22 protein-coding genes are annotated in these 25,475 nt (G+C 73.2%); 4 read left to right on the forward strand and 18 right to left on the reverse strand.

Features of this window, described 5'->3' with window-relative positions; all coding sequences use genetic code 11:
- Window positions 1-25: 25 nt before the first annotated feature.
- The 7 genes from HNR22_RS04360 to HNR22_RS04390 form a co-directional block, all read right to left on the reverse strand.
- Entirely contained in the window at window positions 26-613 is a 588-nt protein-coding gene (locus tag HNR22_RS04360; protein ID WP_179783399.1) for a TMEM165/GDT1 family protein, read from the reverse strand.
- A gap of 215 nt (window positions 614-828) precedes the next feature.
- Window positions 829-1,794: an L-histidine N(alpha)-methyltransferase gene (gene egtD, locus HNR22_RS04365; protein WP_179779182.1), complete on the reverse strand. Its 966-nt coding sequence runs from the start codon at window positions 1,792-1,794 to the stop codon at window positions 829-831.
- A gap of 62 nt (window positions 1,795-1,856) precedes the next feature.
- Window positions 1,857-2,603, reverse strand: coding sequence for an ergothioneine biosynthesis protein EgtC (egtC, locus tag HNR22_RS04370; protein ID WP_179779183.1), 747 nt, complete (start codon window positions 2,601-2,603; stop codon window positions 1,857-1,859).
- Between the two features lie 40 nt (window positions 2,604-2,643).
- A complete protein-coding gene (gene egtB / locus HNR22_RS04375) occupies window positions 2,644-3,981 on the reverse strand; it encodes an ergothioneine biosynthesis protein EgtB (RefSeq protein WP_179783400.1) in 1,338 nt (445 codons plus the stop codon).
- 137 nt (window positions 3,982-4,118) lie between these two features.
- Window positions 4,119-5,357 (reverse strand): ergothioneine biosynthesis glutamate--cysteine ligase EgtA, encoded by a 1,239-nt coding sequence (egtA, locus tag HNR22_RS04380; protein ID WP_179779184.1) that lies wholly within the window; start codon window positions 5,355-5,357, stop codon window positions 4,119-4,121.
- A gap of 156 nt (window positions 5,358-5,513) precedes the next feature.
- On the reverse strand, window positions 5,514-6,284 hold the full coding sequence (locus HNR22_RS04385; RefSeq protein WP_179779185.1) for a hypothetical protein: 771 nt from the start codon (window positions 6,282-6,284) through the stop codon (window positions 5,514-5,516).
- 16 nt (window positions 6,285-6,300) lie between these two features.
- Window positions 6,301-6,933, reverse strand: a complete 633-nt coding sequence (locus HNR22_RS04390) for an RNA polymerase sigma factor (protein ID WP_179779186.1) — start codon at window positions 6,931-6,933, stop codon at window positions 6,301-6,303.
- Between the two features lie 538 nt (window positions 6,934-7,471).
- Here HNR22_RS04390 and HNR22_RS04395 point away from each other — a divergent pair.
- Window positions 7,472-8,848 carry a serine/threonine-protein kinase gene (locus HNR22_RS04395; RefSeq protein ID WP_343059676.1) on the forward strand — a complete coding sequence of 459 codons (1,377 nt, stop codon included), beginning with the start codon at window positions 7,472-7,474 and terminating at the stop codon, window positions 8,846-8,848.
- Window positions 8,849-8,953: 105 nt separating this feature from the next.
- Entirely contained in the window at window positions 8,954-10,216 is a 1,263-nt protein-coding gene (locus tag HNR22_RS04400) for a nucleotide sugar dehydrogenase (protein WP_179779188.1), read from the forward strand.
- Between the two features lie 94 nt (window positions 10,217-10,310).
- Here the strand turns inward: HNR22_RS04400 and HNR22_RS04405 are convergent, their stop codons facing one another.
- From HNR22_RS04405 to HNR22_RS04420, 4 genes are all read right to left on the reverse strand, one after another.
- Window positions 10,311-12,785, reverse strand: coding sequence for an ABC transporter permease (locus HNR22_RS04405; protein ID WP_179779189.1), 2,475 nt, complete (start codon window positions 12,783-12,785; stop codon window positions 10,311-10,313).
- A 147-nt stretch (window positions 12,786-12,932) separates the two neighbouring features.
- A complete protein-coding gene (locus HNR22_RS04410) occupies window positions 12,933-13,598 on the reverse strand; it encodes a response regulator (protein ID WP_099853774.1) in 666 nt (221 codons plus the stop codon).
- Window positions 13,595-14,818, reverse strand: coding sequence for a histidine kinase (locus tag HNR22_RS04415; RefSeq protein ID WP_179779190.1), 1,224 nt, complete (start codon window positions 14,816-14,818; stop codon window positions 13,595-13,597). The genes HNR22_RS04410 and HNR22_RS04415 overlap by 4 nt, the downstream gene beginning before the upstream one ends.
- Window positions 14,819-14,844: 26 nt before the next feature.
- Window positions 14,845-15,558 carry a DUF305 domain-containing protein gene (locus tag HNR22_RS04420; protein ID WP_179779191.1) on the reverse strand — a complete coding sequence of 238 codons (714 nt, stop codon included), beginning with the start codon at window positions 15,556-15,558 and terminating at the stop codon, window positions 14,845-14,847.
- Window positions 15,559-15,696: 138 nt separating this feature from the next.
- Here HNR22_RS04420 and HNR22_RS04425 point away from each other — a divergent pair, with 138 nt between their 5' ends.
- Both HNR22_RS04425 and HNR22_RS04430 read left to right on the forward strand, forming a co-directional pair.
- A complete protein-coding gene (locus HNR22_RS04425) occupies window positions 15,697-17,142 on the forward strand; it encodes an LVIVD repeat-containing protein (RefSeq protein ID WP_179779192.1) in 1,446 nt (481 codons plus the stop codon).
- A 186-nt stretch (window positions 17,143-17,328) separates the two neighbouring features.
- Window positions 17,329-18,579, forward strand: a complete 1,251-nt coding sequence (locus HNR22_RS04430; protein WP_179779193.1) for an ArsB/NhaD family transporter — start codon at window positions 17,329-17,331, stop codon at window positions 18,577-18,579.
- 34 nt (window positions 18,580-18,613) lie between these two features.
- Here HNR22_RS04430 and HNR22_RS04435 read toward each other — a convergent pair whose 3' ends face one another.
- From HNR22_RS04435 to HNR22_RS04465, 7 genes are all read right to left on the reverse strand, one after another.
- Complete coding sequence (locus tag HNR22_RS04435; RefSeq protein ID WP_179779194.1) at window positions 18,614-19,090, reverse strand: DUF1203 domain-containing protein; 477 nt, start codon at window positions 19,088-19,090, stop codon at window positions 18,614-18,616.
- Between the two features lie 70 nt (window positions 19,091-19,160).
- Window positions 19,161-19,991, reverse strand: a complete 831-nt coding sequence (locus tag HNR22_RS04440) for a MerR family transcriptional regulator (RefSeq protein WP_179779195.1) — start codon at window positions 19,989-19,991, stop codon at window positions 19,161-19,163.
- Between the two features lie 59 nt (window positions 19,992-20,050).
- Complete coding sequence (locus HNR22_RS04445) at window positions 20,051-21,640, reverse strand: asparagine synthase-related protein (RefSeq protein ID WP_179779196.1); 1,590 nt, start codon at window positions 21,638-21,640, stop codon at window positions 20,051-20,053.
- A gap of 5 nt (window positions 21,641-21,645) precedes the next feature.
- Window positions 21,646-22,614: a DUF5715 family protein gene (locus tag HNR22_RS04450; RefSeq protein WP_179779197.1), complete on the reverse strand. Its 969-nt coding sequence runs from the start codon at window positions 22,612-22,614 to the stop codon at window positions 21,646-21,648.
- A 99-nt stretch (window positions 22,615-22,713) separates the two neighbouring features.
- Entirely contained in the window at window positions 22,714-23,535 is an 822-nt protein-coding gene (locus HNR22_RS04455) for an isocitrate lyase/PEP mutase family protein (RefSeq protein WP_179779198.1), read from the reverse strand.
- A complete protein-coding gene (locus HNR22_RS04460; RefSeq protein ID WP_343059677.1) occupies window positions 23,532-24,575 on the reverse strand; it encodes a cytochrome P450 in 1,044 nt (347 codons plus the stop codon). The genes HNR22_RS04455 and HNR22_RS04460 overlap by 4 nt, the downstream gene beginning before the upstream one ends.
- A gap of 77 nt (window positions 24,576-24,652) precedes the next feature.
- Window positions 24,653-25,396, reverse strand: a complete 744-nt coding sequence (locus HNR22_RS04465; protein ID WP_179779200.1) for an ArsR/SmtB family transcription factor — start codon at window positions 25,394-25,396, stop codon at window positions 24,653-24,655.
- Between the last annotated feature and the right edge of the window lie 79 nt (window positions 25,397-25,475).

Raw genomic sequence — 25,475 nt, forward strand, 5'->3', positions numbered from 1 at the left:
CGCACTCGGGGCAGCTAGGCCACACTCAGGTCAGCTCGTTCACCGCCTCCAGGATCAACCAGAGACCGGAGATCGCGAACAGGATCGCGGCACCGTACTTGATGGCCTTCTCCGGCAGCCGGCGACCGAGCATCCGGCCGACCAGGATGGCCAACGCGTCCGCCGCCACCATGCCCAGGGTGGAGCCGAGCCAGGTGCCGAACCAGCCGTACTTGGTGGCGAGCGTAATCGTGGCGAGCATCGTCTTGTCACCCAGCTCGGCCAGGAAGAACGCCACCGACACCGCCACCAGCGCGGTCTTGTTGGTCTTCTCCGCCTTCCGCTTCTCCTCCTCGGTGAGCTTGTCCCCCCGCAGGGTCCACGCGCCGAAACCGAGGAACGCCACACCGGCCACCAGGGAGATCCACTCGGTCGGCAACACCGCCCCGAGACCCGCGCCGATGGCGACCGACGCCAGGTGCACCACCGCCGTGGCGATGGTGATGCCGATCAGCACCGGGATCGGCTTGAACCGCGTGGCGAAGGTCAGCGCCATCAGCTGGGACTTGTCCCCCAGCTCGGCGACGAAGATGACGCCGAAGCTGACGACCAGCGCGGCGAAAAATCCCTCCATGACGTCCTTCCCGCTCATGCCGGGAGGAGGTACAGGGGCGCCCTCGACCCGGCTGCAACAGCCTGAGTCGAAGGTCTCGCCCGCCTCGGAGACCGAGGCCGCGTGGCCGGATGCGAAACGCACCAGTATGTCGACCACGACATTGGGGGCTACTCCCCTTCGCCCGGTCAGCCTATCCGATCATCGGCGGGCCGGTTCGAGGCGGGTGGACAGGCTCACCGGGCGCGCGCCAACGTGACCCCGAAGAGCCCATCCGGGTCGGTCCAGAACTCCGTCGTGCCGAAGCCCGCCGTGGCCAACTCCGCGGCGATCCCCTCCGGGTGGAACTTCGCCGAGACCTCGGTGCGCAGGTCCTCCCCCGCCGCGAAGTCGACGGTCATGCCCAGCACGCGCACCCGCATCGCCCGGGTCGCCCGCAACCGCATCTCGATCCACTCATGGTCCGGGTCCCAGAGGGCGACGTGTTCGAACGCCGCCGGGTCGAAGTCCGCACCCAACTCACGGTTGATCACCCGCAGCACGTTGCGGTTGAACTCGGCGGTGACCCCGGCCGCGTCGTCGTAGGCGGGCACGATCACCGACGGATCCTTCACCAGGTCGGTGCCGAGCAACAGCCAGTCGCCGACCTCCAGCGCGGCGCGCATCGCCGTCAGGAACCCGGCCCGCTCGGCGGGCAGCAGGTTGCCGATGGTGCTGCCCAGGAACACCACCAGCCGTCGGCCACCGGTGGGCAGCCGGTCCAGTTGCCTGGTGAAGTCCCCCACGATGCCCCGGACCCGCAGGCCCGGATAGCCGGCGGCGATCTGGGCGGTGGACCCCCGCAGCGCGCTGACCGACACGTCGAGCGGGACGAACGTGCCCAACCCGCCCTGACGGGTGAGGGCGTCCAACAGCAGCCGGGTCTTCTCCGACGAACCGGAGCCCAACTCGATCAGGGTCTTGGCCGTGGTCAGCGCCGCGATCTCGGGAGCCCGCTCGGCCAGCACCGCCCGCTCGGCCCGGGTGGGGTAGTACTCGGGAAGTCGGGTTATCTCCTCGAACAGCTCACTGCCCCGGGCGTCGTAGAACCACTTCGGCGGCAGCCACTTCTGCCCGGCGCTCAGCCCGACCCGGACGTCGTCGCGCAGACCACGCTCCAGATCGCGCTCCTCGAGGTAGATCTCCAGCGGTTCCGCGGTCATCGGTTCGCCTCCCTGCTCGATCAACTCTGCTCGATCAACTGTTGGTGCCCGACCGGTGCGACTCACCGGGTCGGCAGGGGACGTGCCCGCACCTCGTCAGCGGTGGCGACGACCAGATGCCCCTCCGGCACCGCACGCCATCCGGGATCGTCGTCGTGCGGCTCCGAGGCGAGCAGCACCGAACCGGGCCCCTCGCGTACCGACAGCGCGTGCCCGGCCACGCTGGCCACCGCCCGGTCACCGTCGGTGAGCAGCAGGTTGAGCCGCGACCCGGGGGCGGCCGCGGCGACGTCGGCCACCGTCTGCCCGACCGCGTCCGCCGGGTCGTCGCCGGCCCGCAGCCGATGCCGCACCAACGCCCAGAGCAACGCCGAGTCGGTGGCGGCGTCCAGGGTGAGCAGGTCACGGACCGGCAGGCCGGCCGCGAGCGGCACCACGGCGTCCGGCCAGCCACGAACCACCCCGTTGTGGCTGAACAGCCACCGCCCCTCGGCGAAGGGCGCGGCGGCGCCGTCGAGCACCGCCATCCCGACGGTGGCCGAGCGCACCGCCGCGAGCACCGCGCCGGCGCGGGTCACCGCCGCGAGCTGGGCGATGGTCGGGTCGCTCCAGATCGGCTGCGCCCGCCGGTAGCGCACCGGCTCACCCTCGCCCGGGTACCAGCCGACGCCGAAACCGTCGGCGTTGATCGTGCCGCCGCCGCGCATGTCCCGAGGCGCCCAGGACTGCCGCACCAACGAGTGCGGGGGGTCGAACAGGACCTCGGCCAGGGTGACCGGCGGCCCCAGATAGACCAGGTGACGACACATCAGCGCGACCAGCCCGCCGGGCCGCCGATCCCGCTGTGGATCACCGGTACGACTCGTCGGGCCGGGCGTCGCGGGCGCAACGGAAACCGCTGAAGATCTGCCGGCGGATCGGATAGTCCCAGTTGCGGAAGGTGCCCCGGCAGGCGGAACGGTCGGTGCCGAACGAGCCACCACGCAGCACCCGGTAGTCGCCGCCGAAGAAGACCTCCGAGTATTCGCGGTAGGGAAACGCGGTGAAGCCGGGATGCCCGTCGAACGTGCTCGACGTCCACTCCCAGACGTCACCGATGAGCTGGTGCACCCCCAACGGCGACACACCAGCCGGGTACGCGCCCACCGGCGCCGGCCGCAGATGACGTTGGCCGAGGTTGGCGTGCGCCTCGGTCGGGTCGTCGTCCCCCCAGGGATAACGGCGCGAGCGCCCGGTCGCCGGGTCCCATCGGGCCGCCTTCTCCCACTCCGCCTCGGTCGGCAACCGCTTACCGGCCCACGCGGCGTACGCCTGCGCCTCGTAGAAGCACACGTGCACCACCGGCTCATCGGCGCGCACCCGGCCCCACCGGCCGAAACGCTGGTAGGACCATTCGTCGCCGTCCCGACGCCAGTGCATCGGCGCCTCCAGCCCCTCCCGGAGCCGATGCGCCCAGCCAGCCGGGCTCCACCAGCGCTGATCGCCGTAGCCGTCCTCCGCGATGAAGGCCGCGAACTCCCCGTTGGTGACCGGGGCGGCGTCGATGACGTACGCCGGGAGGTCGACCCGGTGCGCCGGGCGTTCGTTGTCCAACGCCCACGGGTCGGTGTCGGTGCCCATGGTGAACTCCCCGGCCGGCACCAGCACCTCCCCACCGACCCGCACGGACGGCTCCGGCGGCGACGGGGCGTGCAACACCGCCGGCCCCGAGCGCAGTTGGTGGGTGGCGAGCATGGTCTCGTCGTGCTGCTGCTCGTGCTGCACGATCATGCCGAACGCGAACCCGTCAGCGACCAGCGGCCGATCGGTGAAGGCCACCGCGTCGAGCAGATCGTGCACCTTGTCCCGGACCGTGCCCAGGTAGGCGCGCGCCTCGGCGGGCGGCAGCAGGGGCAGCGCCGGACGGTCCCGGCGCGGCTGCTTGAACGCGTCGTACAGCTCGTCGATGTCACACCGGACCGGCTCGCGCCCCCCGACATCGCGGACCAACCACAGCTCCTCCTGGTTGCCCACGTGGGCAAGGTCCCAGACCAGCGGCGACATCAGCGGAGAGTGTTGGCGCATCAGGTCGGCGTCGTCGACCACCTCGGTCAACAACGTGGTGCGGGCACGGGCACGCGCCAGCTCCACCGCGATCCGGTCACGCAACCGCTCCCCGTCGACGTGCCCCGTCCCGCTGGCGGTCACCGCATCCCCCTTCACACTCACCCCATCCCCTTCCGTTCGCGACTGCGGGGCTCGCAACCCCGGCTCACTCCTCGCGCTCACCGCGTCCCTTTCCGTTCGCGACTGCGGGGCTCGCAACCCCGGCTCACTCCTCGCGCTCACCGGTCGTCTCCCCTCTGGGCGGCGGCCAGCCGCCCTCGTACGCCTCGCTCGATGTCGTCGTGGGTGCCAGCCGGCAGGCCCAGCCGGGGCAGGGTGGTCAGGGCCAGGTCGAGCAGGGCCGCCGCGGCGGCGGCCAGCGCGGGGTCGGCCAGGCCGTGCCGGGCTGCAGCCGACCAGCGGTGCGCCACCGGCGCGGCGATCGCGTACGCCCGGCGCAGCGTGCCCGGGTCGTGGAAGAGGGCACTCAGCACCGCCAGCGGAAGCCGCCAGTCCCGGTCGGGTTGGGCGTCCAGGTAGCGCAGCTCCAGGTAACCGCGCGGTCGCACCGGCGGAAAGAGAGTGCTGACGTGGTAGTCGAGGTCATCGGTGGTGGGTGGTTCCGGCAGCGCACCGTCGAGCCAGTCGGCGAAGGTCACACCGGCCGGTGCGGTCCAGTCCGAGCCGTCCCGACGCCGACACAACAGCGGCGCGGCCAGCGCGTACCGGATCCAGGCGGCGGTCGGGTCCTCATCGGCGTGGTCCGGCGTCCAGACCGGGCGGGTGCGGGCCGGGTCGATGGCCAGCCAGGTGGCCATCCGGGCGGAGGCCCAGCCGGTGCGCCGCCCGGCGTGTCGGGCGGCGGATGCGAACGCCGCGAGCAGCGGCGGCCCGACGGCGTGGGCCGTGGCCCAGCGGTCAGCGACCTGGTCCGGTTCGCCGGCGTCGAGACAGACCTGGAGGCCGGCGGTGCTGTACATCATGGTGCGGCCGGCCGGACCGCGCCGGTCGAAGGCACCGCGCATCGCGCGGTAGCGGGGAGTTTCCAGCACCGGGCGGGGCCGTCGGTGTGGGTCGATGCCGCTGCGGCCGAGAATCAGCCCGGCGGTGGCCAGCAGGTCGGTGACCTGGGCGATGTCGGCCTCGGTGGCCCGGATCAAGGCGGCGGTCGAGGCGCGGGGCGGGGTGGAGATCTCCAACTGGCCACCCGGCTCCAGGGTCACCATGCCGCCGTGTCGCAGAGGCTCGGAGGGGCTGGTGGGATCCAGTGTGACGGGGCTGTGCCGCCCCAGCGCCGCCCGCAGCCTTGTCGGATCGACGGGGCGGACGGGGTCCGCGGCGTCGTGCACGGTCCATTCCAGTTCGACGCCGGTGTGTGTCGGTGGACCGGTCTTGAAGCAGATCCGGGCGAGGTGCCGGCCTGCGGCTGCGGACTCGCGCAGAATGGCGCTGCGGTCCAGCTCGGGCGACGTCACCAACGGTCAGGCCCCCTCTCGTGTGCCGCCTTCGCGACACTGTGCCACCGTAAGCCCACCCACCGACACCGTCGGGGGCGTGCACGGTGCCACCAACTTCTGTCTAACAGACGAATTTCCGACGCAGGGCGGAACAGCCCGCCCCCGGCCGCCGGCCGATCACTGCCGGGTGGGGCGGCCCGTCGGTGGGGGTGGCGGGGTGACCTTCGCCGGTCCCGACGGCTTCTCCTCGGGCACCAGCCGCTGGCAGTATTCTTCGACCTGGCCCGCGCTGCCCGCGGCCGTCACCAGCCTCTCGTAGGCCGGCATTCGCAGCGCCTTCTCTCGCTGGTCGGGCTTCTTGGCCAACCAGGCGCGGCACAGACCGTGCAACGACCCGCCAGGCGCGGTGTGCGCCGGTGGTGTGCCGGGGGCAGGTGGCGTGCCGGGCGACGGCGGGCGGGGCGACGGGGTGCCGGCCGACGGGGTGCCCGGGGAGGACGGCGATCGACCGGGCTCGCCGGACCGGGGAGAACCCTGGCCCGGGGTCGGTGACGTGCGGGTCGGCTCCGGTGCGCCCGGGTCGGGCACCCAGTCCTGACTGACCGCAGCGAAGGCCGCACCCGCCGTCGCGGTGACGGCCACCGCACCGATCCAGGCCGCCGCGCCGGCGGTCAGACGGCGACCGCGCGGCCGGTGCGGCACCGACGGCGCCGGGTCTGCTCGGACCGCCCGGAACGCGGCCACGGCCGCGTCCTCGCCAACCAACTCTCGCGGGAGGCCCGGGCCTGCGGCTGCGGCGAGCAGCCGCGCCACCGGCTCGGCGGGGACGGGCCCCTGGACGGACGTCGAGGGGGTGTGGGCCTGGCCCGGCGCGGCGTCGGCGCTGCCGTGGGCGGAGTCGAGCAGCCGGTCGGTTTCGGCATGGTCGGCCCGCCGGAACGGGTTCATCGGAAATCCCCTCACGTCAGCCATCCGCCGGCTCGGTGTGCGACGCCCGCAGGGCTGGGCTGCCGGCGGTGCGGGGCGCCGGCACCCCCTCGACGCCGACGGACAACCCGGCCGGGTCCTCGCGCTCCAGCATCGCCGCGAGCCGCCGCAGGCCTCGGTGGGCGGCGGTTCGAACGGCACCGGCCCGACGACCGAGCACACGGCCGGCGGACCCGGCGTCGAGCCCGATCACCGCCCGTAACAGGACGGCTTCGGCCTCGCGGGGAGGCAGGGTCGCGATCAGCGCCAGGGCGGTCTCGGTGCCGATCGTCTCGCTGGCCCCCTCGGCGGTGTCCGCGTCGCTGGCGAGGTCGGCGAGCGCCTGCACCGGGACCGGAAGTGACGGGCGGCGGCGCATTCGGCGCAGGTGGTCCATCGCCCGGTTGCGGGCGATGGTGACGGTCCAGGCCCGGAACTCGCCGCCGGTGAAGCTGGGCAGGTCACGGGAGATCTGCAGCCAGGTCTCAGAGGCGACGTCCTCGGCATCCGCGCCGACCAGGGCGGTCAGATAGCGCAGCAGGCCCGGCTGGAGGCTGCGGTAGAGGAAGCGGAACGCCTCCTCGTCCCCGCTCTGTGCCGCGCCGACCGCTTCCGACAGGTCGCCGGTCATCCGCAACCCGTGCACTGCCCGGGGCGCGCCAGCCCGATCCGCCGGGCGGAGGCAGACCACGCGGTACGAGAGGACCCGCCGACCAACTCCCGCACCCGCACCGCCCCCCGCCGATCTGATCGCGCCCGCTACCGAAGTGGCGCGGGCAGGACGTCCGGGGCCGACGCCAGGGTGGGCGAGGCGGCACGACCGCGCCGAGGTCGCCGGGCGGGCCCGAGCCGGGCTAACGCTAGGAGGGGGACCACCGACGAGCAAGTCGGCACCGTGTCACGGAAGAGTGACAATTATCAACCCGGCGGGACGGCGTGTTGTCGTCACAGCGAGTGGCCAGGGAGCGCGCTCTGGGACTAACGGCGGATTTTTGCGACCATCCAGCGTTCCCATGCCGAAAGATGTCAGTTTTCGTCACACCCCGTCGCGGCCTGGTCACGGAGACGCAGCGTCCACAGAGGTCAAGCCGGATGACCCGATGTGTATCAACCGGTCGGCCGGCTGGCCGCGGCGCGCCGCGCGGCGCCGCTCTAGGTACGGTAATGCGGTGTTGTCATCGGAGGTCGTGCTCAGCGGTCGGTACCGCTTGGACGAACGTGTCGCCACCGGCGGTATGGGCGACGTCTGGCGTGCCTCCGACCTGATCCTCGGCCGGCAGGTGGCGGTCAAGGTCCTGCTGCCGGCGCTGGTCTCCGACCCCGACTTCATCGCCCGGTTCCGGGCCGAGGCCCGGATCATGGCGGCGCTGCGGCACCCCGGCATCGTGCAGGTCTTCGACTGCGGCGCGGATGATCTGCCCGACGGCGGGCGGGCGGACTACCTCGTCATGGAGTTCGTCGCCGGTGAGCCGTTGTCCAAGCGGATCGAGACGGCCGGCCGCCTCGACGTGGCCGAGACGATGTCGATCGTGGCCCAGGCGGCCGCCGCGCTGAACGCGGCACACCGCGGTGGCATCGTGCACCGCGACGTCAAGCCCAGCAACCTGCTGGTGCAGGAGGACGGCACCGTCGTCCTGGTGGACTTCGGGGTGGCCCGTTCCACCGACATCACCAGCATCACCAGCACCAACGCGGTGCCCGGCACCGCCCTTTACATGGCCCCCGAGCAGGCCGCCGGCCGGCCGGTCAGTGGCGCCACCGACATCTACGCCCTGGGTGCGGTCACCTACTGCTGCCTCACCGGCAGTCCGCCGTTCACCGGCGACAACCCGCTCCAGGTCGCCGTGCGACACCTGGACGACGAACCACCCGAGCTGCCGCACGACATCCCGGAGGCGGTCCGGGCCCTGGTGTCCCGGGCCCTGGCCAAGGACCCGCTCGACCGGTTCAGCAGCGGCGCGGCGATGGCCGAGGCCGCCCGGACCGCGGTCACCGGCGGCGAGCCGCCGACGGCGATGGCGACGCCGGTCCCGTTGCGCGACGCTGGCCCGGGCACCCGCACCGACGTGCCGGCCGGCGCGGCGGTCGCGAGCGGGGCGCAGGCCGGGCGCCAGCGTCGGCGGGGCCCGCTGGTCGGTGCGGCGGCGGCCATGCTGGTCGCGCTGGTCGGGCTCGGTGCCGCACTGGGCGCGGCGCGCAACGCCGGGGACGAGGACCCGGCGGTCAATCTGCCGACCACCTCACCGACGGTGAGGCCGAGCGGGCCGCTGGACCTGCCGGCCGCGAACGAGCAGGTCGCCACCGGCGACCCGGGCCGACCCGATCGGGGCCAGGCCCCCAACACCTCCCCGTCGGCCTCGGTCTCCGCCACGCCGAACGCCCAGCCCAGCCAGACAACCAGCCCGCCGACGCCGACGCCGACGGTCACCACTGCGCCGCCCAGCGATCCGCCGAAGACCAGTACGCCGAGCAACCCGCCGCCCGCGACCGATCCGACGCCCACCACGAGCCCACCGACCGCACCGGAGGACCCGGTGGGCGGCTGACCCCCCAGTCCCACCAGCACCGATATCCCCAAAACGGACTTACGTCGCCGAAGACGCCTCTAGGCTCTCTGCAGGTCATTTCCTCCATCTGCCGCGGGAGCCTGGGTGAGCGCTGAAAAGCTGGTCGTGATCGGTCAGGGGTACGTCGGACTGCCGCTGGCCATGCGTGCCGTCGAGGCCGGGCTGGACGTGGTCGGTCTCGACGTCGACGCCGATCGGGTGAAGCGTCTCGCCTCGGGTGAGTCGTTCATCGAGGACATCCCGACCGACCGGCTGGGCCGGGCGTTGAGCACCGGCCGATACCACCCGAGCACGGAGTACACCGACGCCGAGGGTTTCGACATCTGCGTCATCACCGTGCCGACCCCGCTGCGCGACGGCACCCCCGACCTGAGCTTCGTCGAGCAGGCCGGCGTCGGCATCGGCCCGTACGTCCGGCCGGGTTGCACGGTGATCCTGGAGTCGACCACGTACCCCGGCACCACCGAGGAGCTGCTGCGCCCGCTGTTGGAATCGGCCAGCGGGCTGACCAGCCCCGGTGACTTCCACCTCGGCTACAGCCCGGAGCGGATCGACCCGGGCAACCCGGACTGGCGGCTGGAGAACACGCCGAAGGTCGTCTCTGGAGTCGACCCGGCGTCACTGACCCGGGTGGACGAGTTCTACCAGCGCCTCGTGCACCGCACCGTGCCGGTGGACTCCACCCGCGTGGCCGAGCTGACCAAGCTGATCGAGAACACCTTCCGCCAGGTCAACATCGCGCTGATCAACGAGCTGACCATGCTCTCGCACCACCTCGACATCGACGTCTGGCAGGCCATCGACGCCGCGGAGACCAAACCGTTCGGCTTCATGCCGTTCCGGCCCGGCCCCGGCGTCGGCGGGCACTGCCTGCCGATCGACCCGTGCTATCTGTCGTGGCAGGTCAAGCGCCGCCTGGGCCGGCAGTTCCGGTTCATCGAGCTGGCCAACGACATCAACCACGAGATGCCCGAGCACGTCGCGCAGCGGATCATGGCGGGGCTGAACCGGAGCGGCCGGGCCGTCAGCGGCGCCCGACTGCTGCTGCTCGGTCTGGCGTACAAGAAGAACACCGGCGACATGCGGGACTCCCCCGCGGTCGACGTGGCCCGCCGCCTGCAGGCCCTCGGCGCCGAGGTCCACGCGGTGGAGCCGTACGCCGAGCCGCACCAGATCCCAGCCGGGGTCACCGTGGTCGGGCTCTCGGAGCGGGAGGTGAGCGCCGCCGACGGGGTGGTGGTGGTCACCGACCACGACAGCATCGACTACGACCTCGTGGTGCGGCACGCCCGCTACGTCTTCGACACCCGCAACCGGTGCGTCGGCCCGACGGTCGAGCGCCTCTAGACCCGGCACCGCTGGCCGGTCCCGCCGCTGGGGAAGATGGCGGGGCCGGCCGGCGGATGTCCGTTCGGGTCGCGCCCGGCCGGGACCGCGTCGGTCACTGGTCGGCGAGCGCCTCGACGACCGGACGGGACAGCGCCCGGCGGGCGGGCAGCACCGAGGCGAGCAGGGCGGCCAGTACCGCGACGCCGAGGGTCAGCCCGAGCTGGCCGAGCGGCAGCACCACGTGGAAGTCCCCGCCGAGGCGGGTCAGCAGTGCCATCGCGGAGGCGCTGACCCCGGTGCCCAGTCCCACTCCGAGCACCGCGCCGACCAGCGCCATCAGCACCGCCTCGATGGCGAGCACCGCCCGCATGCGCCCTCGGGTGAGCCCGACCGCCCGCAGCACGGCGTTCTCCCTGGTGCGCTCGACCACCGACAGGCTCAGCGTGTTCGCCACACCGACCAGGGCGATCACCACGGCCAGGCCGAGCAGCGCGGTGACGAGGACGAGGAGCATGTCGACGGTGCCGGTCAGCATCTTCTTGTACGCCCCCTGGTCCATCAGGTTCACCGTCGGGTAGCGGCCCAGCACCGCCTCGATCGCCTCCCGGGCCCGTTCGGCGCTCACCCCGGTGGCGGGGTCGATCTCGGCCAGGTAGCCGCGGCGGGCGGGAAAGAGCGCGGCGAAGTCCTCGTCGGCCATGTCGATGACGTGCCCGGCCGGCGCGCCGTCGGCGCGGGTGTCGTCGGTGACCACCGCGGCCACCCGGAACGACCGGCCCTGGACGGTCACCGGCGAGCCGACCTGCCAGCCGCGTGCCTGCGCCAGCTCACTGTGCACCAGCACCTGCCCCGGCCCGACCCGACCGGCGTCGCCGGCCAGCACCCGCTCCAGCGTCCGGCCGACCAGCGCCGGGTGGGCCGCCCGGATCTCGACGTCGGCGACCACCGTGCTGCGCTGCTCGTGCACCACCCCCAACTCGGGGCGGGCGGCAAGCTCACCGGCGAGCGCGGCAGGGAGATCCTGGCCGATTCCGCTGACCACGAAGTCGGCTCCGATCTGGGCGTCCACGCTGCGTTCGATGCCGTCCTTGGTGCTGCGCGCGCCGACCATGAACGCCGACACCAGTCCGATCCCGATCACCAGGGCGGTGGCGGTCGCGGCGACGCGCCGCGGATTGCGGACCGTGTTGGCCACGGCGAGGGCTCCGGTCGCCCCGAACACGCGCCGTGTCGGCCAGCCGAACACCCGGGCCAGGGCCGGGACGAGCACCGGTCCGAACAGGACGATCCCGAAGAAGGCCAGAACCCCACCGCCGGCCACCAGGATCAGCTGGCCGGCGCTGGCGGCGCCGACCAGCGCCGCGACCCCGGTGGCCAGTACCACCGCGCCGAAGGTCAGTCGCACCCGGCCAGCACTCCGGGCTGGCTGCACCGCGGCATCGGTGAGCGCGGCCACCGGGGCGACCCGCGTCCCCCGCCAGGCCGGCAGCAGGGCGGCGCACACGGTCAGCGCGGTACCCAGCAGCATGCCGGTCAGGACGGTCGCACCGGACACGGTCAGGCCACCGGCGACCGGCACGTCCAGTCGGGAGATCACCAGTCCCATCCCGCCGGCGAGGCTCACGCCGAGCAGGACCCCGAGCGCGGAGGCGACCAGCCCCAGCACGGCCGACTCCAGCACGGCGGCCCGGAACACCTGCCCGCGGGTCGCCCCGATCAGGCGCAGCAGCGCGGTCCGCCGGGTGCGCTGGGCCAGCACGATCGCGAAGGTGTTGGCGATCACGAATCCCGCCACCACCACGGCGACCCCGACGAAGATCAGCAACAGCATCCGGAACTGGTCCACGTTGCGCACCGCGTCCTCGACGGCCTCGTCCAGGATCTGCTGGCGACTCTTCACTGTGGCTTCGGCGCCCGCCACGGCGCGCACCCGGTCGCTCAGAGCCGAGACGGAGGCCCCCGGTCGAGCCGCCACCAGAATGCGGCCGTAGCCGCGCTCGCCGGCGAGAGCCAGCGCGTCCGGCCCGACCACGCCGACGAACGGACCGCCGACGTCGCGGGCGGTGCCAGCCACGTCGACGGTGCCGACCAGGGTGTACGGGCGGGCCGGGCCACCGGATCCGCCGACCCGGACCGGCGTGCCGAGCACGAAGCCCTCCTTGGCGACCGTCGGCGCGTCGAGTACCACCTCCCCGACACGGTCGGGCAGCCGGCCGGCGACCACGTCGTACGAGCGCAGGGCGTCCTCGGTGGGGATGGCGGCGAGCACGGTGAAGCCGAGCACCGGGCGACCGTCGACGCCGACGACCCCGGCGGTGTTGGTCAGCTCACCGGCTGCGGCGGCCACCCCGTCGACGGCGCGCACCTCATCGACCAGGGTCGGGGGCAACAGCTCACGGCCGGCCGAGTAGACGCCGAGGTCGGTGTGGCGGTCGAAGGTGCCGGCCCGCTCGTACGTGCCGGCGCGCATCCCGTCGACGAAGATCATGGTGCCGGCGACGAACGCGACACCGAGCACGACGGCCAGCGCGGAGAGCAGCATGCGCAGCGCTTCGGCACGCAGCGAGCGCAGGGTCAGGCGGATCAAGCGGGGCTCCCGGTGCAGGTGGCGGATCGGACCCCTCCGACGCTATGGCCGGTGTCGGTGCGTCCATCTCCACCTGTGCGCTCGACCTGCCTGCGTCCCGGGTCGCGGTGCACACGCCGGCTGCTACGACCCAGGTCGTACGCGGCGTCATCCGCCGGGCGTGACCAGCCCGCTCTCGTACGCCAGGACCACCGCCTGGACCCGGTCGCGCAGCTGGAGCTTTGCCAGGATCCGCCCGACGTGGGTCTTGACCGTCGCCTCGGCCACGTGCACCCGGGCGGCGATCTCCGCGTTGGACAGCCCCTGGGCGACCAGCAGCAGCACCTCCCGTTCCCGGTCGGTGAGCTGCGTCAGCCGGGGGTCGGCGCTCGGGCCGGCGCCGAGCTGCCCGGCGAAACGGTCCAGCAGCCGCCGGGTGATCGACGGCGCCACCACGGAGTCGCCCTGGGCGACCACCCGGATCGCGGCGAGCAGTTCCTCCGGTGGGACGTTCTTGAGCAGGAAGCCGCTCGCGCCGGCCTGGAGGGCCGCGAACGCGTCGGCCTCGGTGTCGAAGGTGGTCAGCACCAGCACCCGGGGCGGGCCCGCGGGCCGGTCGGCGCAGAGCCGCCGGGTCGCCTCCACCCCGTCCATGGTCGGCATGCGGATGTCCATCACGACGACGTCCGCCTCGGTGCGGGCGAGCACCCGCAGGGCGTCCGCGCCGTCGATCGCCTCGCCGACCACCTCCAGGTCGGGCTGGGAGTCCAGCACCATCCGGAACCCGGCGCGGACCAGCGCCTGGTCGTCCACGATCACCACCCGGATCGTCATGCCGCGATCACCTCCGTTGCCGGCTCCGACGGTAGCGGTAGCCGCACTTCGACCTGCCAGCCCCCGGCGGGTCGGGGGCCGGCGGTGAGGCTGCCGTCGTACACCGTCACCCGCTCCCGCATGCCGAGCAGGCCGTGACCGCCCGACGGCGTCGGGCTGACCAGCGGGCGGCCCTGGCCGTTGTCGACCACGCGGACGACGACGGCCTCGGTGGTGTAGGCCAGGCAGACCTCGACGCCGGCACCGACGCCAGCGTGCTTGAGCGCGTTGGTCAGTGCTTCCTGCACCACCCGGTAGATGGTCAGCTCCAGGCCCGGGGGCAGGGCCGGCGGCGCGCCGGTGACGGTGCTGCGGATGCGCAGCCCGGCGTCACCGAACCGGGTCAGCAGGTCGGGCAACTCGGCCAGGGCCAGGCGCCGGTGCTCCGGGTCGGCGGCCACCACGAGCCCGTCGGCTCCGTCGGCGCCGCTGCCCGGGCCGGCTTCGCGCAGGACGCCGACCAGTCGGCGCATCTCCTCCAGTGCCTGCCGGCCGGTGTCCGCGACCACCTTGACGGCGGTACGCGCCTGGGCGGGGTCACGGTCGAGCATGAACCGGGCGCCGTCCGCCTGGACGATCATCACCGCCATGCTGTGGGCGACCACGTCGTGCAGCTCACGAGCGATCCGGGTGCGCTCCTCGGCGACCGCCGCCCGGGACTCGGCCTCCCGTTCCCGTTCCAGGGTCGTGGCCCGTTCCTCCAGGCTGAGCACATAGAGCCGGCGGGTCCGCACGTTCAGCGCCACCAACCACACCGCGCCGGTGACCAGCGCGTACCACAGCGCGGTGATCCACCACTGGACGACGTGGGGGGTCTGCGCGGCGGCGAGCAGCACACCGACGGCGGCGACCGCGCCGGCCACCACGCCGTCGCGGAGCCGTTCGCCGTACTTCACCACGCTGTAGAGCGCGATCAGGACGGCGACGTCGTAGACGAGCGGGCCCCACTCGGCGATCACCTGAACCAGGGCGAGCGCCGCGACCACCACGGTCACCGCGCTCGGGTGGGTGCGGCGGAACAGCAGCGCCGACGCCATTGCCACACCGACCAGGGTGGCCGCCCAGCCGCCGGGCTGGTTCACCGCGGCGGTCAGGCTGACAAGCGCCACCAGGGCGGACACGGCCACGTCGAAGGCGACGCCGCGCAACGGCCGACCGAACACGGTGCGTCTCACGGTCACCCAGCGTACGTGCCGGGAAGCCGGGCTCAGCCCCCGAGGACCTCGCGCATGCGGTCGATCTCGACGGTCTGCTCGGTGGCGACCGAGTTGGCGAACTCGTTGAGCGTCAGGTCGGAACCGACCTTGAGCAGGTTGGTGGCCATCTCGATGGCGCCCTCGTGATGCTCGGTCATCATCCGCACGAAGAGCCGGTCGAAGTCCGCGCCACGGGTCGCGGCGAGCTGCCGCATCGCCTCGGGTGTCTGCATGCCGCGCATGGTGCCGTGGTCGTGCCCCTGGACCTCCGCCGGGAGCCCACGGGTCTGGAGCCAGCCCCGCATCATCCCCATCTCCGGCCCCTGGCTGGCGCGAATGCGGTCGGCGAGCGCGCGGATGTCGGGGTCGGCGGCCCGGTCGGGGGCGAGTTCCGCCATTGCCAGGGCCTGCGCGTGGTGCGGGATCATCATCCGTACGAACCAGACGTCCAACGAGTTGTGCGGCGCCGGGCCGGCGTCGCGGACCTCGTGGGCGGCGCGGGTGGTCGCCGCCTCACCCGGGCGACCGGGCGCGATGACGGTCAGGTCGGTGGGCACGGGGCTGGCCGAGGGCGACGCGGGGGGCGCGGAGGTGGCGGGCGCGGAGGCCGGCCTCGCTGCCCCCGTTGCGGTGTCGTCCCCGGAGCGGCTCACGATGAAGGCGACCAGCGGCAGCACAAGCGCCAGTGTGACGATCGCCAGGGTCCGTGCACGCCGGTTGGTCATGGGCAACTCCCTGGGGTCGAGGTCATCGCGATGTTATCCATTGAAGAAGACACTTTCATGTGACACAGGTCACATCGACGTTCTTCTCCGGACGGTAAGGTGTCGACCATCGTCTTCCCCTTGCGAAGGGCCTCGCCGATGATCAGACTCCACAAGCCACGGTTACGACAACTCCGCATCGTGGCGCTCGCCGCGACCGGCTTCCTCGTCGCCGGCGTCCTCGTCGCCCCGGCGAGCAACGCCCAGGTGGTCCCCCAGGCGGCGCCAGCTGCCGCCCCCACCAACACGATCCCCGGCGTCGACGAGATCGTGAGCAGCCCCAACCTGCGCCAGATCGCCAACGTGCCCAAGGTCGCCCCGCTGGACGCGACCAACAGCGACATCGCCTTCCAGGGCAAGTACGCCTTCGCGGGCAACTACAACGGCTTCGTCATCTACGACATCTCGCGGCCGAACGCGCCAACGGTCGTGTCCCGGGTGCTCTGCCCGGGGTCGCAGAACGACATCTCCGTCCACGGTGACCTGCTGTTCCTCTCCACCGACTCGTCCCGCAGCGACGACTCCTGCAACAGCACCGCGCAGGGGGCGGACGTGAAGGAGTCCTGGGAGGGCATCAAGGTCTTCGACATCAAGGACAAGGCAAACCCGCGGTACATCAAGTCCGTCGAGACGGCCTGCGGCTCACACACCCACACCCTGGTGCCGGGCAAGAGCGGCAAGACGGTCTACCTGTACGTCTCGTCGTACAGCCCGCGGGCCGAGTTCCCGGACTGCCAGCCGCCGCACGACTCGATCTCCATCATCAAGGTGCCGGTGAAGAAGCCGACCGACGCCGCGGTGATCGCAGCCCCGAACCTCTTCCCGGACGGCGGTTTCCCGGGCAGTGAGACCGGCTCGGCGACCACCGGCTGCCACGACATCACCGTCTACCCGGCCAAGGACCTGGCCGCCGGCGCGTGCATGGGTGACGGCATCCTGCTCGACATCAAGAACCGTGAGAAGCCGCGGGTCATCAACCGGGTCCGCGACACGGTCAACTTCGCGTTCTGGCACTCGGCCACCTTCAACAACGCCGGCACCAAGGTGATCTTCACCGACGAGTTGGGTGGCGGCGGCGCCGCGACCTGCAACGAGGCCGTCGGACCGAACCGGGGCGCGGATGCCATCTATGACATCAGCGGCCGCGGTGACGCTCGGAAGATGAACTTCCGCAGCTACTACAAGATCCCCCGCAACAACGCCGACACCGAGAACTGCGTGGCGCACAACGGCTCGCTGATCCCGGTGCTCGGTAAGGACATCATGGTCCAGGCGTGGTACCAGGGTGGCATCTCGGTCTGGGACTTTACCGACTCGGCCAAGCCGAAGGAGATCGCCTTCTGGGAGCGCGGCCCGCTGTCGGCCGACAAGCCCGTCGGTGGTGGCACCTGGTCCGCGTACTACTACAACGGCCACATCTACTCCAACGACATGGTGAAGGGCCTGGACGTCCTGGAGCTGAACGACTGGCGCACCTGGACGGCCAACCTGACCCGTTACAAGGAGCTCAACGTGCAGACCCAGCCTAGCTACCTGGGCTGGTAGGCACCGGGCACGAAACCGGGCCCGGCCCCTGATCCTCGGGGCCGGGCCCGGTCGTGTTCGGGCAGGTCCGCCCGGTCTGTCTGGTTCCCCGCACCGGGCCGTCAACCGCGCTCCCCCGGTGGTCGGCCCGGCGATGGTGGGGCTGGTCACGACGGCGGTGCCAGCGCGGGCGGCAGACCGGCCGTCATGCGAACGTGGTCAGACGTGAAGCTTGCCGCCGTCGCCGATGCGCCGCCCGCACCGCCCAACCCGGCCAGGCGCTGGCGACCCCACCCGCTGGACCTGGTCGCGGTCGTCCTCGCCGTGATCGGCACGGCCTGCGCGCTGAGCGGGCTGCTGCCCCGCGCGGAGTCCACCGCGACAGTGCACCGGGTCCTGCCGCTGCTGCTCTTCCTCGGCACCGTGATCGTGCTCGCCGAGCTGACCGCCGTCGCCGGCGTCTTCGACGTGCTGGCCAGCCGGCTGGCCATCGCCGCCCGGGGCAGTTGGGCGGCCCTGTTCCTGCTCTGCGGCGGGCTGGCCACGGCGACCACCCTCGTGCTCAACCTCGACACCACCGCCGTGCTGCTCACCCCGGTGCTGCTCGCGTTGGCCCGCAACCTGCGCGTCCCCGCCGCCCCGCTCGCGGTCACCACCGTCTGGCTGGCGAACACCGCCAGCCTGCTGTTGCCGGTGTCGAACCTGACCAACCTGCTGGCCGCCGACCGGGTCGGACTGACACCGCTGGCGTACGCCGAGCGGATGGCGTTGCCGCAGCTCGCCGCGGTGGCGGTCACCATGGCGCTGCTCTGGTACGCCTGGTGGCGGCGCGAGCGGCCGGTCGGGGGACGGTTCGTTGCGCCGGCCCGGCACGTACCGGCCGATCCGGTGCTGCACCGCACCGCCCTCGCCGGCTGCCTGCTCTTCGTCGCCGGCATCGTCGCCGGGGTGGAGATCGGGCTCGCCTCCACCGTCGCGCTCGCGCTGGTGCTGCTCGGCTTCGTGGTCCGGTCCCCCGCAACGCTGCGCCCCGGGCTGGTGCCGGTGCGCCTGCTGCTCTTCGTCACCGGCCTGTTCCTGGTCGTGCAGACCCTCGGCCGGCACGGGCTGGACGACCTGGTGGGCAACCTGCTCGGCGCCGACGGCGGGGCGCTGGGCGCTCTGCGCGCGGGCGGCACCGGCGCGCTGCTGTCCAACGCGGTGAACAACCTCCCCGCCTACCTGGCCGGCGAGTCGGTGCTGCCGGCCGGCGATCACATCCGCCTGCTGGCCCTGCTGATCGGCACCAACGTCGGCCCGCTGGCCGCCCCCTGGGCGTCACTGGCCACCCTGCTGTGGTTCGAGCGGTGCCGGGCCGCCGGGGTGCGGGTGCCGGTGACCCGGTTCGTGGTGACCAGCACGGTGCTCGCGGTCACCGGCACCCTCGCCGCGGTCGGCGCGTTGCTGCTGGTCAGCTGAGCGCTCGCGCCGGGCACGGACAGCAGGGCCGGCGTCACCCGGTCGCCCGCCGCACGACGAACATGAAGCAGCCGTACACCACGTTGCGGCTGTGCAGCTCCCGCGCCGTCGGGTCGGCCAGCAGCTCGGCGATCACCCCCTCCGGGTCCGTGCCGTCGTGCAGCCGGCCGCCGCAGATCCGGCCGTGCCGGTCGTACGCCCGAAGGACCTGGGGTCGCCCCCGCCAGGCCGGCGGGTGCCCGCCCGCCGGGTCCGGGCCGGGGCAGGCGGCGGCGTGCGCGAAGACCGGTCCGATCTCCCGGTACGGGCCGGCGGCGCCCGGCGGCGCGTACCCGAAGAGCAGCAGCTCCTCGCCCTCGTCGGCATCGCGCAGACAGCAGCGCAGGGGTTCGCCGCCACCGGCTCGGAGCGCCTCGACGGGCCGGCCGGCAGCGTCCCGGCCGGTCCCGCGGACGGTGTCGAGCGTCGCGGCCGGCAGGGCGTGGACGCGGAACGTGGTGCTGTTCGTCATCGGTCCAGCCTGGCGCGGTGACGGCGGGAGTGCTGGCGGCGATCGGACCTGACGCTGGTCCGCCGGTCACTCAGTCCCGGTGGACGGCGAGCTGGAGTTCGGTGACGCCCTTCTCCGGGGCGTCCGGGCAGTAGTCGAGGTACACCTCACGGGCGAACCCGTCGGTGCGGTACCCGTTGTCCTCGATCCACCGGGCGAGGACCTGCATGCTCTGCTCCACGTCGTCCATCGGACCGTGGTGGATGATCGTCGCGGCGGTGCGTACCGCGGGCAGGTCCACCACCGCGACGTCGGAGGCAGCCTCCGCCCCGGCCCCCACGGTCACCCCGGCGTGCACCACCACCGCGTCGCCGTCGTCGCCGGGGGCCGGCTCGTACCAGGCGATACTCGGCCCCGCCGGCGTGATCCCGGCGCCGGCCAGCCGACGGAACAGCTCCGGGTAGAGCGGTTGGATCACCGGGCCGATGTCCTCGCCCTGGTAGCTGGGCGCGACCGCGGTCAGCTCCGCGACGCGGACCGGCACGATCTCCTTGAGTACGACCTCCTGGGTGGTCATCCGACCCTCCGACTCGATCATTCGCAGCCTCGCCTCGACGGCCGTCAAACGGGCGGTGTCGGCGGCCAGCTGTTCCGCGAGCTGGCTGCGGCGCAGCCGCAGCATGCCGCGCAGCTCGGCCACGTCGACGGCGTCGTCGACGATCGCGCGCACCTGTTCGAGGGTGAGGCCCAGCTCCTTGAGGGCGATCACCCGGTTGAGCCGGCGCAGCTGGTCGGCGCGGTAGAAGCGGTAACCGGTGTGCGGGTCGACGCTGGCGGGGCGCAGCAGGCCGATGCTGTCGTAGTGGCGCAGCATCCGCACCGACACCCGGCCGAGTCTGGCGAAGTCTCCGATGGTGAACATGGTCCCTCCACGCTCGTCCCTGACACCGTGTCAGAGTCAAGCGTGGGGCGCGGGGCGGTTCAGCGGCGGGCCGGACGCGGGCCGACCAGCCGGCGGACCATCGGCGCGGCGTTCCACTTGGCCGCGCCGACCAGGTCGCGGGCATGCTCCAGCACCGTGTAGTCGGGCCGGGTCAGCCCGTCGGCGATGGCCCGGTCCAGGTCGTTGCCGCAGCGGCTCAGGACACTGTCGAAGTCCCGGCGGACCGGCTCCTGCAGGTCGTAGCCGAACGAGCGGTGCAGCCGAGCGAAGAGCGGCTTGTACAGCCGCACCCGCTCGTGCAACCCCGACGAGTACGACATCGGGTTCTTCGGGCGGCGCAGGATGTAGTCGGGCAGCACGTCGGCGAACGCCCGCCGGACGATCCACTTCTCCTGCCCGTGGCGCAGCTTCAGATCCAGCGGCAGCCGCATCGCCAGCTCCACGAGGTTGAGGTCGAGGAACGGCAACCTCGCCTCCACCCCGTGCCCCATGGCGGCCCGGTCGACGCGCTGCAACTCCGTACGGCACAGATTGCGGATGCGGTGCAGGAACAGTCGGCGCGCCGCGGCCGGGCCGACCTGGTGATACATCCGGTAGCCGCCGAACAGCTCGTCGGAGCCGTCGCCGGTGAGCACCACCTTGATGCCCAGGTCACGGAGCCGCCGGAAGATCGGCACCGAGACGACCGCGTTGATGATGTCGCCGTACTCGGTCAGCTCGGAGATCCGGATCGCCTCGCGGACGTCGGCGAGCCGGATGTCGCGCGGACGCAGCTCGACCACCACGTGCGGCACGTCGAGGTCGGCGGCGAGCCGCCGGGCGTACGCCACGTCGGGGCTGTCCGCAGCGCCGACGGTGACCGCCACGCAGTCCGGGTGGATGTCGCGCACCTGCCGCAGGGTCAGCGAGCTGTCCAGCCCACCGGAGAGCACCACCCCGACGGTCAGGTCGGTTTCCACCCGCATCCGGATCGAGTCGCTCAGCGCGGCACGGACGAGCAGGGCGGCCTCGTCCGGGTCGTCGATGATCGGCAGGCCGTCACCGATGGTGAGCAGGTCGACGTACGGGCTCAGCCGCACGTGCCCGTCCGCCTCGGCCCAGCCGTGGTGCCCGGGCGGCACCTCGGCGATCGGGGCACCGTGCCCGACCAGTGCCTTGACCTCGGAGGCGAGGTGCAGGCAGCCGGGCCGGCGGGACCAGTACAGCGGCTTGACCCCGATCGGGTCGCGGGCCAGGTACGCCCGGCCGGTGGCCCGCTCGACGACCGCGAAGGCGTACTCGCCGCGCAGCCGGGTCACCGCCGCCTCGCCCCACTGCTGGAAGGCGGCGAGCAGCACCTCGGTGTCGCTCTCGGTGCGGAAGGCCTGCCCGAGGCGGGTCAGTTGGGCCCGCAGCTCCCGGTAGTTGAAGATCTCGCCGTTGAAGCAGAGCAGCCAGCGCTCGTCGGTCGAGGTCCACGGCTGCACCGCCCGGTCCCGGTCGACGACCCGTAGCCGGCGGGTGCCGGCGAGCAGGCCGTTCTCGGACCGGGTCTCGGTGACCTCACCGCGGGGGGCCAGGACGGCGAGCATTCGCCGGAACGTCGCCGGGTCGGCCTCGGGGCCGATGCTCAACGCGATGCCGCACACCGGGGTCAGACCCCCATCTCGGCCTCGTAGGCCCGGCGCAGGCGACGCCGGGCGGTGGGCGCGAGGCACAGGTGCCAGGCCTGCCCCTCGTCGATCACGTTCAGCTCCCCGGCCCGCTGCCGGTTCAGCAGCAGCTCCGCGAGGGTGTCCCGCGCGCCGAACCGCTCGAACCAGGCCAGCTCGACGTCGACGGAGTAGCCGAGGCAGTGCCCGCTAGGCAGCATCGCGGCGTAGCCCAGGCGGCGCAGCCGGTACTGGTGCTCGGCGCTGCGGACCAGGCTGGTCACCCACAGCGGCGGGGTGGCCGGCGGCGCGGCGGCGGCGAACTCGCGTGCGATGTCGTTGAGCAGCGCCACCACCTCGCGCCGTGCCCGACGGAACAGCAGCCCCGCCGTACGCGGGGTGAGGTCCGGTCGCAACCGCCGACGCAGCCCGCGCGCCGCCCGGCCCAGCATGGTGGCGGGCTGCTCCTGGTAGCGGAAGCCCAACAGGTCGCGGCGGCGCAGCCATTCCAGGTCGACCAGTTCGGCGCTGCCGTTGACCTGGTCGTCGGTGAGGAACGTCGGGGCGTCCTGCCACCACAGCACGTCGATGCGGGAGAGCAGGTAGATCCGGACCAGCGCGGTGAGGTCCCGCGCCGAGGTGCGTTCGTTCGGCTGGTAGCGGGCCATCTCCAGCAGCAGCGTCTCGCGGGCGCCGATGAGCCCCTGCGGGGTGGCGTCGAGGACGTCGGCGAGCGCCGGCTCGCGCAGTCGTTCGTCGATGAGCACCTGTCGAGCCCGGGTGCTCGACGCGTCGGCCAGCGCGCCGACCTCGACCAGCAGCTCGGCGACGGCCGTCCGGTAGGCGGCGAGGTCCGGCTCGGGGGTGGGAACGCGGCGGGGAGTCGCGCCGGAGGGCCGGCGGCGTGCCGGGGCGGTGGGCGACGCGGGCGAACCGGGTTGCTGTCCCGGGCTACGGCTGGGCACTCGCATGACGGGGTCCCTTCTCCGGTCACGACACTGGGTGGTTCGCCCTGTAACACACCGTAATTGCCGAGACCGGAGTGGACCGAACAATCCTCCTATCTACTCCTAAGGGAGCCGACCGTCCGGTTGGGCACCGGCGCTCGGCGGCACCAGGCCCTGCACCTCGGCGTACGACGGCAGCCCTTCCGGCGCCGCGAGCCCACCGGCGCGTACCTCCTCGGCGGCGGCGAGCGCGGCGGCCAGCGCCACCCGGAACAGCAGGGAGCCGGTGCTGACCCGGGCAACCCCGGCGGCGGCCAGCTCGTCCAGCCCTGACCCGCCCGGCTGGTACAGCGCGTTCACCGGGGCGTCGATCCGCTCGGTGAGCACGCGCAACGTGGCCGGGTCGCCGATGCCGGGCACGAAGATTCCGTCGGCGCCGGCGGCCCGGTAGGCGTGGGCCCGGGCGAGAGTCTGCGGCAGCGGGTCGTCCACCCCGAGCCACCAGGTGTCCGTCCGGGCGTTGACGAACAGGTCCGGCACCGCCGCCTTCACCGCCGCGACCTTGGCGGCGATGCACTCCGGCTCGGTGAGGGTGCCGTCGGCCCGTCCGTCCTCCAGGTTGATCCCGACCACGCCGAGCCCGGCCAGCTCCGCCACGTACCCGGCGACCGCCGCCGGGTCATCGCTGAACCCGGCCTCGATGTCGACGCTGAGCAGCACCGGCAGGTTGGCCAGCCGGCGGGCCAGGGCCAGGGTCTCCTCCGCGGTGGCAGCGGTGCCGTCGGGTCGGCCCGCGGCCGCGGCGACCCCGAGGCTGGTGGTGCCGATGGCCGGGTGGCCGCGCGCGGCGAGCGCCGCTGCCGAGGCGTGGTCCCAGGCGTTCGGCAGCAGCAGGGGGCGGCCGGTGTAGTGCAGGGCGCGGAATTCGGCACGGCGGTCGGTCATCGGACGCTCACCTCCAGGTTGGTCGGGACACGCAGGGTCGGGTGCGGCTCGTGGCGCAGGTCGGCCCGGAGACGCCAACAGCGTGCGCGCAGCGCGTCGAACACCCCGGCGGCCAGGGCCAGGGCATGCCGGTCGCCGGGGCAGCCGCGCTCCCCCGCCCCGAAGGTCAGCAGACCCGTGCCGGGCCGACCGGGCCGGAACGCCGCCGGGTCGGAGAACACCCGCGGGTCACGGTTGGCGGCGTCGAAGCGCAGCAGCACCGGACTGTCCGCGGGCACGTCCCGCCCACCCAGGCGTACCCCGGCGGTGGTGACGCGCCGGGTCGCCCGCACCGGCGGGTCGAGCCGCAGCACCTCGGCCAGCATCGCGTCGGTCTCCGCCAGTCCGGGCGCGCCGCCCGGCAGGCCGCCGCGCGGGGGTAGCAGGTGGTGGGCGGCGGCACCGATCAGACCGGCCGTCGCGTCGCACGCCTGGACCAGCAGACCGATCAGGTTCGCCCGTACCTCCGGCGGGGCCGGCGGCGCGAGCGCCAGCAACGTCGCGACCGCCTGGTCGGCCCGCCGGGCCAGCGCCGGATCAACCCCCGGGTGGTACGCGGCAGCGACGACAGCGACCGCCGTCCCGGCGGCTGCCGGATCGGCGAGACCGAGCCGACCGGCCAGCACCCGCAGCGGCACCGGACGGGCCACGTCACGCGTCACGTCGAGGCGGTCGCCGGCCCGGTCCAGGACAGCGACGGTCAGCCGGGCCGCCTCGTGCCGCAGCTCGTCCGGATCCAGCTCGGCCAGCGCGCTCACCACGACCGACCGGCGCTCCGCGTGCCGCTGCGGTGGGCTGAACCGGCTGACCGAGGCGCGCAGCCAGGCGAGCGTCCCGGGCGGGCCGCTCTCGACGGCCGGCACGCGGAAGGCCGGGTCGGTGAGCGCCGCCCGCACGTCGGCGTGCCGTGTCACCCACCAACCGCGCTCCGGCGCGAACGTGGGCGGGCCGCAGTCCGGCGTTCCGGGAGCGGGAGCGATGTCAGGCCAGGTGTCAGTCACGGCCCGACCGTAGAACCCGAACCCTTCGCTCCCCACCGAACAGTCCCGCCGCCGTGTCGCGCACGGCGGCGGGAGGGTCAGGCTCGGCCGCTGGTGGGTGTCCGGGGCGACGTGGGGGTGAGGGTGTCGCCCGGGACGTGCAGGGTCTCGGGCAGGGCGACGCGACCGATCGGGGTGAGTCGGATCGCGCGGCCGGCGCCCTGGGTGATCCAACCCAGGTCGGTGAAGCGGCGGCACAGTGCCGCACCGAGCCCCCCGGCCAGGTGCGGGCGGCGTTCGGTCCAGTCCAGGCAGTCGCGGACCACCGGGCGGCGGGCGGTGCGCAGCACCTGCACGGGTACGCCCAGGTCGGCCGCCCACGCCCACCCGTCGGCGGTCAGCGCCAACCCACTGGACCGGTCCAGCCGTCCGTCGGACAGCAGCGCGTCGTACATCAGCACACCGAGGCGCCCGGCGAGGTGGTCGTAGCAGGTCCGGGCGTACGCCAGGGCGGCACTCGCGGTGGCGGCCCGCAACGACCCGACCGGCGCGGGTGGGGTCGGCGCGTGCCCGGCCAGGTCCTCGATCAGCTGAGCCACCGACGGCCCGGCAAGCCGCAGGTAGCGGTGCCGGCCCTGCCGTTCCTCGACGAGCAGCCCGCCCCGGACCAGCCGGGTGAGGTGGTCGCTGGCCGTCGACGGGGCGACTCCGGCGCGGCGGGCCAACTCCCCGGCGGTCCACGCCCGGCCGTCGAGCAGCGCGAGGCAGATGCCGGCCCGGGTGCCGTCGGCCAGCAGCGCGGCCAGCTCGGCCATTCCCCGGCCCTCGGTGCCACCATTCATGGCCCCATCATCGCCCCGGCCAACGGCGCGGTGAGCGGCCGGGTGCGGCACGCGGGCACTCGAGACCGCAGGCGTGGAT

Origin of the sequence: Micromonospora jinlongensis, assembly GCF_013410645.1 — a bacterium.
Lineage (GTDB): Bacteria > Actinomycetota > Actinomycetes > Mycobacteriales > Micromonosporaceae > Micromonospora > Micromonospora zamorensis.

Coding starts and splice junctions, on each gene's coding strand:
- HNR22_RS04360 (WP_179783399.1), bottom strand. CDS start 613: ATGGAGGGATTTTTCGCCGCGCTGGTCGTCAGCTTCGGCGTCATCTTC.
- egtD (WP_179779182.1), bottom strand. CDS start 1,794: ATGACCGCGGAACCGCTGGAGATCTACCTCGAGGAGCGCGATCTGGAG.
- egtC (WP_179779183.1), bottom strand. CDS start 2,603: ATGTGTCGTCACCTGGTCTATCTGGGGCCGCCGGTCACCCTGGCCGAG.
- HNR22_RS04385 (WP_179779185.1), bottom strand. CDS start 6,284: ATGAACCCGTTCCGGCGGGCCGACCATGCCGAAACCGACCGGCTGCTC.
- HNR22_RS04390 (WP_179779186.1), bottom strand. CDS start 6,933: ATGACCGGCGACCTGTCGGAAGCGGTCGGCGCGGCACAGAGCGGGGAC.
- HNR22_RS04410 (WP_099853774.1), bottom strand. CDS start 13,598: ATGACGATCCGGGTGGTGATCGTGGACGACCAGGCGCTGGTCCGCGCC.
- HNR22_RS04420 (WP_179779191.1), bottom strand. CDS start 15,558: ATGACCAACCGGCGTGCACGGACCCTGGCGATCGTCACACTGGCGCTT.
- HNR22_RS04425 (WP_179779192.1), top strand. CDS start 15,697: ATGATCAGACTCCACAAGCCACGGTTACGACAACTCCGCATCGTGGCG.
- HNR22_RS04430 (WP_179779193.1), top strand. CDS start 17,329: ATGCGAACGTGGTCAGACGTGAAGCTTGCCGCCGTCGCCGATGCGCCG.
- HNR22_RS04435 (WP_179779194.1), bottom strand. CDS start 19,090: ATGACGAACAGCACCACGTTCCGCGTCCACGCCCTGCCGGCCGCGACG.
- HNR22_RS04440 (WP_179779195.1), bottom strand. CDS start 19,991: ATGTTCACCATCGGAGACTTCGCCAGACTCGGCCGGGTGTCGGTGCGG.
- HNR22_RS04450 (WP_179779197.1), bottom strand. CDS start 22,614: ATGCGAGTGCCCAGCCGTAGCCCGGGACAGCAACCCGGTTCGCCCGCG.
- HNR22_RS04455 (WP_179779198.1), bottom strand. CDS start 23,535: ATGACCGACCGCCGTGCCGAATTCCGCGCCCTGCACTACACCGGCCGC.
- HNR22_RS04465 (WP_179779200.1), bottom strand. CDS start 25,396: ATGAATGGTGGCACCGAGGGCCGGGGAATGGCCGAGCTGGCCGCGCTG.